Raw genomic sequence first — 11517 nt, 5'->3', positions numbered from 1 at the left:
CGCCGGCGGTAGTCGGACAGTGCGGGGAGCAGCGCGTCCAGGGTGGCCGGGTCGAGGGCCAGCGCGGCGCCGAGCGTGTCGGCATCGCCGCTCTCGACGGCCTCCCAGAAGCGGGAGTCGGTGGCGTCGCCGGGGCCGCCGCGCAGGGCGGGGGCGGGCTCGGGCCAGTAGCGGCGCCGCTGGAAGGGGTAGGTGGGCAGGGCGATCCGCCGGGCGGTGCCGCCTGTCCGGGCGGGGTCGAGGACCGTGCGCCAGGTGACGGGCCCGCCGGCGACGGACAGTTCGGCGAGCGAGGTGAGGAACCGCCGGGGGCCGCCTTCCCCCTTGCGGAGGGTGCCGACGACGGCGGCGTCCGCGATGTCGAGTGCGTCGAGCGTCTCGCGCACGGCGGTCGTCACCACCGGGTGCGGTGAGGCCTCGATGTAGGCGCGGTAGTCCTGTTCGGCCAGGGAGCGGACGGCGTGTTCGAAGCGTACGGTCCGGCGCAGGTTGCGGTACCAGTACTCGGCGTCCAGCCGGCCGGTGTCGATCCAGTCGCCGGTCACCGTGGAGAAGAACGGGGTGGCGCCGCTGCGCGGGCTGACCGGTGCCAGGTCGGCGAGCAGTTGCTCACGGATCTCCTCGACCTGCGCGGAGTGCGAGGCATAGTCGACCGGTATCCGGCGGACCTGGGCCCCGTCGGCCTCCAGCGCGGCGAACAGCTCGTCGAGGGCGTCCGCCGCTCCGGAGACGACCACGGAGCGCGGGCCGTTGACGGCGGCGACCGAGATGGCCTCGCCCCACGGTGCGAGGCGCTCCTCGACCTCGGGCAGCGGCAGCAGGACGGACATCATGCCGCCGCGCCCCGCGAGTGCGGTCAGCGCGCGGCTGCGCAGGACGACGACCCGGGCGGCATCGTCCAAGCTCAGCGCCCCGGCGACACAGGCGGCGGCGATCTCGCCCTGGCTGTGCCCCACGACGGCGTCGGGCTCCACCCCGCGGGCGCGCCAGAGCCCCGCCAGGGCGACCATCACGGCGAACAGCGCGGGCTGGACGACATCCACGCGGTCGAGGGACGGCGCCCCCTCCGCGCCGCGCAGTACCTCGTCGAGGGACCAGCCGGCGAACCGTTCCACGGCCTCGGCGCACTCGGTGAAGCGGGCGCGGAACTCCGCGTCCGTATCGAGGAGTTCGGTCGCCATCTGAGCCCACTGGGAGCCCTGGCCGGGGAAGACGAAGGCGGTACGGCCGTCCGCGCCGCGCGTGCCGCGCACCACCCCGGGAGCCGGAACGTCGCGGGCGAGCAGGTCCAGGCCGCGCAGCAGCTCCTCGTGGTCGGCGGCGATCACGGTCGCCCGTTCCTCGAAGGCCGTGCGGGTGGTGGCCAGCGACCAGGCGAGGTCGCGCAGCGGCGGCGCCGGCCGGTCGGACAACCGCTGGTGCAGCCGGGCGCTGAGCGTACGCAGCGACTCCGCGGTGCGCGCGGAGAGCGGGAACGCGAACTCCCGGGAGGCGGCGTCCGTCCCGGGGACACCGTCGGCCTCGGGGGCGGGCTCCGGGGCCGGGGCCTGTTCGAGGATGACGTGGGCGTTGGTGCCGCTGACGCCGAAGGAGGAGACCGCGGCCCGGCGCGGCCGCCCGTGATCGGGCCAGGGTGTGGCGTCGGCGAGCAGCGAGACGTTCCCCGCCGACCAGTCGACGTGTGACGAGGGCCGGTCGAGGTGCAGGGTCGAGGGCATCAGCCCTTCGTGGAGGGCGAGCACGGCCTTGATGACGCCGGCCACGCCGGCGGCGGCCTGAGTGTGCCCGATGTTGGACTTGACGGAGCCCAGCCACAGCGGGCGGTCGGCCTCCCGGTCCTGCCCGTAGGTCGCCAGGAGCGCCTGGGCCTCGATGGGGTCGCCGAGCGTCGTACCGGTGCCGTGGGCCTCCACCATGTCGACGTCCGCCGTGGCCAGGCCCGCGCCGGACAGCGCCTGCCAGATGACGCGTTGCTGGGAGGGGCCGTTGGGGGCGGTCAGACCGTTCGACGCGCCGTCCTGGTTGACCGCGGAGCCGCGGAGCACGGCGAGCACCGGGTGCCCGTGGCGCCGGGCATCGGAGAGCCGCTCGACCAGGAGCATGCCCACGCCCTCGCCCCAGGCGGTGCCGTCGGCCGCGTCCGCGAACGCCTTGCAGCGGCCGTCCGCGGCCAGTCCGCGCTGCCGGCTGAACTCCAGGAACAGACCGGGCGTGGACATCACGGTGACCCCGCCCGCCAGCGCGAGGTCGCACTCCCCCGACCGGAGGGCCTGCGCCGCCAGATGGAGGGCGACGAGGGAGGAGGAGCAGGCGGTGTCGACGGTGACCGCGGGCCCCTCCAGGCCCAGCGCGTAGGAGACCCGGCCGGACACCACGCTCGCGGCGTTGCCGGTGCCGATATGGCCTTCCAGCCCCTCCGCGGCGCCGAGCAGCAGTGCGGTGTAGTCCTGCCCGTTGGTGCCGGCGAAGACGCCGGTGCGGCTGCCGCGCAGCGCGACCGGATCGATCCCGGCCCGCTCGAACGCCTCCCACGACGTCTCCAGCAGCAACCGCTGCTGCGGATCCATCGCCACCGCCTCACGCGGCGAAATCCCGAAGAACCCCGCGTCGAAACCACCGACATCGTCCAGGAAACCGCCGGCACGGGTGTAGCTGCGCCCGGGCACACCCGGCTCCGGGTCGTACAGCGCCTCCACGTCCCAGCCACGGTCGGCCGGCCACTCACCGATCGCGTCCACCCCACCCGCAAGCAGCCGCCAGAACTCCTCCGGCGAACCCACCCCACCGGGAAAACGGCAGCTCATCGCCACGATCGCCACCGGCTCCTGGCGCCCGGCCTCGACTTCCTGGAGGCGCTGGCGGGTCTGGTGGAGGTCGTTGGTGACCTTCTTGAGGTACTCGAGGAGCTTCTGTTCGTTCATGCACCCTCATCCACGTGGCGGTTCCGGGGGTCCTTCGGCCGGCGTGTCATGACATGCCGAGGTCGTTGTCGATGAAGTCGAAGATCTCGTCTGCGGTGGCGGAGTTGATCCGGTCGCTCACCCCGGCGTCGTCCGTCGGCGCCGCCTCGGTGTCCTGCGACTCGTGCCACTTCGTGAGCAGCGTCTGCAGGCGGGAGGCGATCCTGGCCCGCTGCGGATCGTCCGGTGCCACCTCCGCCAGCAGGTCCTCCAGCCGGTCCAGCTCGGCGAGCGCGGGCAGCGCCCCGGCCGGCTCCCCCGCCGCGACCTGCGTCCGCAGATGGCGGGCGAGGGCCGCGGCGGTCGGGTGGTCGAACAGCAGCGTGGCGGGCAGCTGGGTGCCGGTGGCGAGACCGAGCCGGTTGCGCAGCTCGACGGCCATGAGCGAGTCGAAGCCCAGCTCGCTGAACGCCCGCTTCGGGTCGATCGCGTCCACCGAGTCGTGCCCGAGGACACCGGCGACACTGGTCCGGACGAGGGCGACGAGGACGCGTTCCTGGTCCGGCTCGCTCCGGCCGGCCAGCTGCGCGCGCAGCGCCTGCAGACCGCCCGGCCCGTCACCGTCCGCGGACTCACGTTCCGGGGTCGCGCGTCGGGCCTCCGGCAGGTCGGAGAACAGCGCGCCGGGCCGCACCGCGGTGAAGCCGGGTACGAACCGCGCCCAGTCCACGTCGGCCACGGTCAGCGTGGTCTCGCCACGGGTGAGTGCCCGCTCCAGCGCATCGACCGCGAGCCGCGGGTCGAGCGTGCCCATGCCGCCCCGGGTGAGGCGCTCGGCCAGCTGCTCGTCGCCCGCGGTGCCGGCCGCCATCCCGGCGCCGGCCCACGGGCCCCATGCGAGGGAGGTGGCCGGCAGGCCCAGGGCGTGCCGGTGCTCGGCCAGGGCGTCCAGATAGGCGTTGGCGGCGGCGTAGTTGGCCTGGCCGGTCGCGCCCGCCGTACCGGCGAAGGAGGAGAACAGCACGAACGCCGTCAGGCCGTCGGTCAGTTCGTGCAGATGCGCCGCGGCCGCCATCTTGGATCGCAGCACGGCGTCCAGGCGGGCGCCGTCGAGCCCGGCGATCAGCCCGTCGTCGAGCACGCCGGCGGCGTGGAACACCGCGTCGACGGGGTGCTCGGCCAGCAGCCGCGCCAGCGCCTCACGGTCGGCCGCGTCGCAGGCGGCGACCGTCACCCGGGTGCCCCGGGCGGTCAGTTCGGCCTGCAGCTCGGCCGCGCCCTCGGCCTGCGCACCGCGCCGGCCCACCAGGATCAGGTGCTCGGCGCCCCGGTCGGCCAGCCGGCGGGCCACGTGCGCGCCGAGCGCCCCGGTGCCCCCGGTGACCAGGACGGTTCCGGCGCACGTCCACGGCTCGTCGGTGCCGGGCCCGGCGGTGTCCGGGGCCTGGGCCCGGACCAGTCGCCGGACGAACACCCCCGAGCCGCGGACGGCGACCTGGTCCTCGCCCGGCCCGGCCTCCAGGACCGCGCACAGCCGCGCCACGGCCCGCTCATCGGGCTCCGCGGGCAGATCGACCAGACCGCCCCAGCTCTGCGGCTGCTCCAGCGCGGCGACCCGTCCCAGGCCCCACACCGCGGCCTGTACGGGGGAAGGCACGGCCTCGCGCTCCCGTACCGCCACGGCTCCGGTGGTCGCGCACCACAGGGGTGCGCCGGTGCCCAGGTCGTCGAGGGCCTGGACGAGGGCCATGGTCGCGGCGAGCCCGCCGGGCGTGGCGGGCTGGCTGCGGTGCGGCTCCTCGTCCGTCGCCAGCAGTGACAGCACGCCGACGACGGGGCCCGACTCGGCCAGCAGGGTGCCCAGTTGGTCGGCGAGCGACTTGCGGTCGGCGCGGCCGCAGTCGACCTCGACCGGGACGACCCCGGCCGCGCCATGGGCGGTGAGCCCGGCCGCGATCGCCGTCTCCCAGGCATGGCCGCCGCGGCCCGCGGGGTGGACGAGCAGCCAGGTGCCGGACAGCACCGGAGCCGGGGCCTCGCCGGCCGGCCGCCAGGTGACCCGGTATTCCCAGCCGTCGGCGATGGTGCGTTCGCGCTGCTGGTGGCGCCACGAGGACAGCGCGGGCAGGACCTCGCTCAGCGGAGCGTCACCGGCCAGGTGGAGACGCTCGGCCAGCTCGCCCGGGTCGGCGTGCTCCACGGCGGCCCAGAACTGGTCGTCCACCGACTGCGCCGCATCGGCCGCGGTCTGCGCACCGGCCGGCTCCAGCCAGTACCGACGGCGCTGGAAGGCGTAGGTGGGCAGCTCGACACGGCGCGCCCCCGTGCCGTACAGCGCGGCGGGCCCGGTCCCGAGTCCGCGTACGTGCAGGCTCGCGGCGGCAAGGAGGGCGCTGCGCACCTCGGGCCGGTCGCGCCGCAGGACGGGGAGCGCGGCGGTGTCCTCATCGGGCTCGCGCAGGCTCTCCCATGCCGTGGCGGCGAGGGCGCCGTCGGGACCCAGCTCCAGATACGTCCGTACGCCGTCGGCCTCCAGCCGGCGGATGCCGTCGCAGAAGCGGACGGCCTCCCGCACATGCCGCACCCAGTACTCGGGCGAGGTCAGGTCGGCGTCGGCCGCCGGTTCCCCGGTGAGGTTGGAGACGACGGGGAGGCGCGGCGGCGCATAGCGCACTCCCCGCGCGATCTCTCCGAACTCCGCCAGCATCGCGTCCATCAGTGGAGAGTGAAACGCATGGCTGACCCGCAAACGCCTAGTCTTTCGCCCGCGTTCGGCCAGCTGTCCGGCGATCTCGGTGACGGCGTCCTGCTCGCCGGAGACGACGACGGCCGACGGCCCGTTCACCGCGGCGATTCCCGCCCGGTCCGCCAGACCCGCCAGCAGGGGCGCCACCTCTTCTTCGGCGGCCTGGACGGCGATCATGGCGCCGCCTTCCGGCAGTGCCTGCATCAGCCGGCCGCGGGCGGCGACCAGACGGCACGCGTCCTGAAGGGTCAGCACCCCGGCCACGTGCGCGGCGGTCAGCTCTCCGATGGAGTGGCCGATCAGCACGTCGGGCTTGATCCCCCACGATTCCACCAGGGCGTGGAGTGCCGTTCCCACGGCGAACAGCGCGGGCTGGGTGTAGGCGGTGTGGTCGAGCAGCGCGGCCTCGGGCGTGCCCTCGTCCGCGAAGACGAGTTCGCGCAGCGGCCGTTCCAGGTAGCGGTCGAACTCCGCGCAGACCTCGTCGAAGGCCGTGGCATAGGCGGGGAAGCGGGCATGGAGCTCGCGTCCCATGCCGGCGCGCTGGGAGCCCTGGCCGCTGAAGAGGAAGGCGAGCTTCCCGCCGGTGTCCGCGCGCCCGCGCACCAGCTCCGCCGCGTCCTCCCCGCGGGCCAGCGCGGCAAGGCCCTTCAGGAACGCGTCGCGGTCCCCGGCGACCAGCGCCGCCCGGTGGTCGAAGGCGGCCCGGGTGGTGGCGAGCGCGTACCCGACATCGCGGACCGGCAGCTCCGGGCGGTCGGTGAGGTGGGCGCGCAGCCGCTTCGCCTGGTCGCGTAGCGCGGCGGCGGACCGGGCCGACACCGGCCAGACGACGGGCTCCGGCTGACCGCCGGGCCCGTCGCCCCCGGCACGCACGGCCTCGCCGGACACGACATCGGCGGACACCGTGCCGTCGAGGGGGTGGCTCCCCTCCGGCCCGCCGTCCGCCGCCGCCCCGCACTGCTCCAGCACCACATGCGCATTGGTGCCGCTGATCCCGAACGAGGACACCGCGGCCCGGCGCGGCAGTTCACGCTGTGGCCACTCGACGGCCCGGGTCAGCAGCCGCACGTCGCCGGCCGACCAGTCGACGTGCGAGGACGGCTCGGTGACGTGCAGGGTGCGGGGCAGCACGCCCTTCTGGAGCGCCAGCACCATCTTGATCACACCGGCGATGCCGGCCGCGGCCTGGGTGTGTCCGATGTTCGACTTCACCGACCCCAGCCACAACGGCCGGTCCGCCTCGCGGTCCTGACCGTAGGTGGCGATCAGCGCCTGCGCCTCGATCGGATCGCCCAGCGAGGTCCCGGTGCCGTGTGCCTCGACCGCGTCCACCTCATGGGCGTCGAGCCCGGCGTTGGCGAGCGCGGCTCGGATGACCCGCTGCTGGGAGGGACCGTTGGGGGCGGTCAGACCGTTCGACGCGCCGTCCTGATTGACCGCGGAGCCGCGGAGCACGGCGAGCACCGGGTGCCCGTTGCGCCGCGCGTCGGAGAGCCGCTCGACGAGGACGATGCCCGCGCCCTCGCCCCAGCCGGTGCCGTCCGCGTCGTCGGCGAATGCCTTGCACCGCCCGTCGCCCGCCAGTCCCCCTTGCCGGCCGAACTCCACGAAGGCACCCGGGGTGGCCATGACGGTCACCCCGCCCGCGAAGGCGAGATCGCACTCCCCGAGCCGCAGGGCCTGGGCGGCCAGATGCAGCGCCACCAGCGACGACGAGCAGGCCGTGTCGACGGTGACCGCGGGGCCTTCGAGCCCGAGGGCGTAGGAGACCCGGCCGGACGTCACGCTGGTGGCATGGCCGGTGAGCAACTGCCCCTCGGTACCCTCGGGCAGGGTGTGCGCGGCCGAGCCGTAGCCCTGGTAGTTCGTCCCCGCGAACACGCCGGTGCGGCTGCCGCGCAGCGCCGCCGGGTCGATCCCGGCGCGCTCCAGTGCCTCCCACGAGATTTCCAGCAGCAGCCGCTGCTGCGGGTCCATGGTGACCGCCTCACGCGGCGAGATGCCGAAGAAGTCCGCGTCGAAGTCGCCGCTGTCGTAGAGGAATCCGCCCTCGACCCGGGCCGCGTCGTCGTCGGTCTGCCAGCCCCGGTCGGCCGGCAGCGGCGACAGCGCGTCCACGCCGTCGGCCAGCAGCCGCCAGAACTCCTCGGGGCTGCCCGCCCCGCCCGGGAACCGGCAGCTCATGGCGACGATGGCGAGCTGCTCCTCGCCGGTCGCCGGCCGGTCGGCCACGGCAGTCGGGGTGCCGGCCGGCTCGTCCCCGAACAGTTCGGTGCACACTTGGCGGGCCAGTGCCACCGGCGACGGGTAGTCGAAGACGAGCGTCGCCGGCAGCCGCAGACCGGTCGCGGCGCCCAGCCGGTTGCGCAGCTCGACCGCGGTGAGCGAGTCGATGCCCAGGCCACGGAAGTCCCGTGCGGGCTCGACGGCTTCGGGGCCGGCGTACCCGAGCACGAGCGCGGCCTGCGTGCGGACGAGATCCAGCACCGCCGGCTCCCGCTCGGCGACCGGCAGCGCGGCCAGCCGGGTCCGCAGGCTCTCCGCCGCGTCACCGGGGGACGCCGACGCGGCAGAGCGCCGGGCGGACCCGGTCACCAGAGCGCGCAGGAGAGCCGGCGGCGCGGAGTGCGGTGCCCGCAGCGCCGCGTGATCGAGCCGCACCGGTGCGTAGACCGCTTCGGCCGTCCCGAATGCGGCGTCGAACGCCGCCATGCCCTGCTCGGCCGTGAACGGCAGCATGCCGCCCCGCGCCATGCGCGTGAGGTCGGCGTCCGTCAGCTCGCCGGTCATCCCCGCGCCGGGGGCCCACGGGCCCCATGCCAGTGACGTGGCGGGCAGTCCCTCACCGTTCCTGGCCTGCGCGAACGCGTCCAGGAAGGCATTCGCCGCCGAGTAGTTGCCCTGCCCCGAGCCGCCGAACATGCCGGCGACGGAGGAGAAGACGACGAACGCCGCCAGGTCCTCGTCCCGGGTCAGCTCGTGCAGGGTGCTCACCGCGTCCGCCTTCGGCGCGAGCACGGCATCCAGCCGCTCGGGCGTCAGCGAGGACAGCACCCCGTCGTCGAGCACCCCGGCCGTGTGCACGATCGCGGTCAGCGGGTGCCGCGGCGGGACGGAACCGAGCAGCCCGCGCAGCGCCTCGCGATCGGCGGTGTCACAGGCGGCGACGGTGACCTCCGCGCCCAAAGCCGCGAGTTCCTCGCGCAGCACGTCGACACCCGGAGCCCGCGGCCCCCGGCGACTGGCCAACAGCAGGTGCCGAACCCCGTGCTCGGCCACCAGATGCCGGGCCACCAGCCCGCCGAGCCCACCGGTACCGCCCGTGACCAGGACCGTCCCTTCCGCATCGAGCGGAACCGGCATGGTCAGCACGACCTTGCCGACATTCTTGGCCTGGCTGAGGTAACGGAACGCCTCGGGTGCCTTCCGTACGTCCCACGCGGTGAGCGGCAGCGGCCGCAGCACACCCTGCTCGAAGAGGGCGACGAGCGCCGTCAGCATCTCCCCGATCCGCTCCGGACCGGCGTCGAACAGATCGAAGGCCTGGTAGCGCACCCCCTCGTGCTCCGCCGCGACCCGCTCCGGCTCACGGACGTCGGTCTTGCCCATCTCCAGGAACCGCCCGCCCCGCGGCAGCAGCCGCAGCGAAGCGTCCACGAACTCCCGCGCCAGGGAGTCCAACACGACGTCCACACCCCGGCCGTCAGTCGCCGCCAGGAACGACCGCTCGAAGTCCAGATCACGCGACGACGCGATATGCGCCTCGTCCAGACCCGACGACCGCAGGGTCTCCCACTTCCCCGGGCTCGCGGTACCGAACACCTCGGCGCCCAGATGCCGCGCCAGCTGCACCGCGGCCATCCCCACGCCACCCGCGGCGGCATGCACCAGCACCGACTCGCCCGCCTGCAGCTCCCCCAGGTCCACCAGGGCGTAGTACGCCGTCAGGAACACCACCGGAACCGACGCCGCCTGCGCGAACGACCAGCCCTCGGGTATCCGGGCGAGGGTGCGCCCGTCGGCCACCGCGAGGGGACCGAAGGACTGGGTGAACAGCCCCATGACCCGGTCGCCCGGCGAGAACCCGGTCACCCCGGGACCGACCTCAGTGACCACGCCGGCGCCCTCGATCCCCAGCGCCACGGCGTCACCCGGATACATGCCGAGTGCGTTCAGCACATCACGGAAGTTCAGACCGGCGGCGCGTACCGCAATCCGCACCTGCCCGGCGCCCAACTCGGCCTGCGCCGTGGGCGAATCCGCGAGGTGCAGGTTCTCCAGCGTGCCCTTCTGCGCGATGTCCAGGCACCACGCGCCGCTCTGCCCGGGCACCGGCAGCGCGTCCGGCCGTACGTGCCTGCTGAGCCTCGGGACGTAGACCTGGCCTGCGCGTACGGCCAGTTCGGGCTCGTCGGAGGCCAGCGCGGCGGGGAGCGCGGCGAGGGACTCGCTCGCCCCGTCGAGATCGACCAGCGTGAACCGGTCCGGATTCTCCGAACGCGCCGACCGGATCAGCCCCCAGACGGCGGCCAGCGCCGGATCCGGTCGCCGTTCGTCCACGGTGACCGCGCCCTGGGTGACGACGACCAGCCAGGCCGCGGCGAACCGCTCCTCGGCCAGCCATGCGTGGAGGAGCCCGAGCGCCCGATGGGTCGCGGTGTGCGCGGCGGCGGCCGGGTCACCGCCGGGAGCGTCCATCCGCAGCAGGACGTGGGACGGCACCTCACCCTGGGGAAGCGAATCGAGATCCGGGACTTCGACGGGGACCGCGGGAGCGGTGGTCCCGGTGGGCTCCGGCAGCGGGATCCAGTCCATCGTGTGCAGCGCGGTGTCCTGCCGGCCGGCCTTGGCCTGCGCGATCCCGTCCGCCGACACCGGTCGCAGGACCAGGGAGTCGATCGTCGCGACGGGCCCGCCCGAGGCATCGGCCAGCTCCAGGGCGACCGCGTCGGGACCGTGTACGGACAGCCGGGCCCGCAGCACCGAGGCTCCGGACGCGTGCAGCGTCACCCCCGACCAGGAGAAGGGCAGCCTGCCCCGGCCCTCGTCCGCCTGGTCCGCGGCCACGAGTCCGAGCGCGTGCAGCGCCGAATCCAGCAGCGCCGGGTGCAGTCCGAAGCCGGCCGCGTCGGGGACGGCGCTCTCCGGAAGTTCGACCGAGGCGAACAACTCGTCGCCACGGCTCCATACCTGGCGCAGACCGCGGAAAACCGGCCCATAGCCGAATCCCGCCGCCGTCAGCCCCTCGTACAGCCCCTCGACGGTGACGGGCTCCGCACCGGCGGGCGGCCACTGGGACAGGTCCGCCCCGGGCGCCGCGCTGTCCGTGCCGAGTACGCCGGCAGCGTGGCGTGTCCAGGGCTGTTCGGTCTCCGCGTCCTGCGGCCGGGAGTAGACGCTCAGCGTCCGGCGTCCGGACTCGTCCGCGGCCCCGACGGCCACCTGGAGCTGTACGGCACCGCGCTCCGGCAGGACGAGGGGCGCCTGCAGCGTCAGTTCCTCCACCTGCCCGCAGCCGACCTGGTCCCCGGCACGGACGGCCAGCTCCAGGAAGGCGGTACCGGGGAGCAGGATCGAGCCCGAGACGACATGCTCGGCGAGCCACGGCTGAGCAGCGACGGACACCCGCCCCGTGAACACCACGGCCCCGCCCTCGGCCGTCCCGTACGCGCTGTCCCGACCGCCTGCGCTGTCCGTACCGCCCGTGCTGCCCGTGCTGTCGGCGAGAGAGACGGCAGCACCCAGCAAGGGGTGATGAGCGGACACCAGCCCGGCAGAGCCAAGATCGCCGGCAGGCAGACCCGTGAACCGGGGCCAGTAGCGCTGGTGCTGGAAGGCGTAGGTGGGGAGGCCGATGGGGGTGGGGGT

At 74.6% G+C, this 11517-nt stretch carries 2 protein-coding genes; both read right to left on the bottom strand.

The window, feature by feature from the left end:
* The coding region (locus EST54_RS30950) for a type I polyketide synthase (RefSeq protein ID WP_135796912.1) at positions 1 to 2921 on the bottom strand (2921 nt) is incomplete at its 3' end.
* 46 nt (positions 2922 to 2967) lie between these two features.
* Complete coding sequence (locus EST54_RS30945) at positions 2968 to 11397, bottom strand: type I polyketide synthase (RefSeq protein WP_244942648.1); 8430 nt, start codon at positions 11395 to 11397, stop codon at positions 2968 to 2970.
* Positions 11398 to 11517: the final 120 nt, after the last annotated feature.

The sequence above is a fragment of the Streptomyces sioyaensis genome, assembly GCF_004122735.1.
Classification (GTDB): Bacteria; Actinomycetota; Actinomycetes; order Streptomycetales; family Streptomycetaceae; genus Streptomyces; species Streptomyces sioyaensis.
The sequence above is the reverse complement of the archived record's forward strand: the minus strand, read 5'-3'. Positions and strand labels throughout refer to the sequence as shown.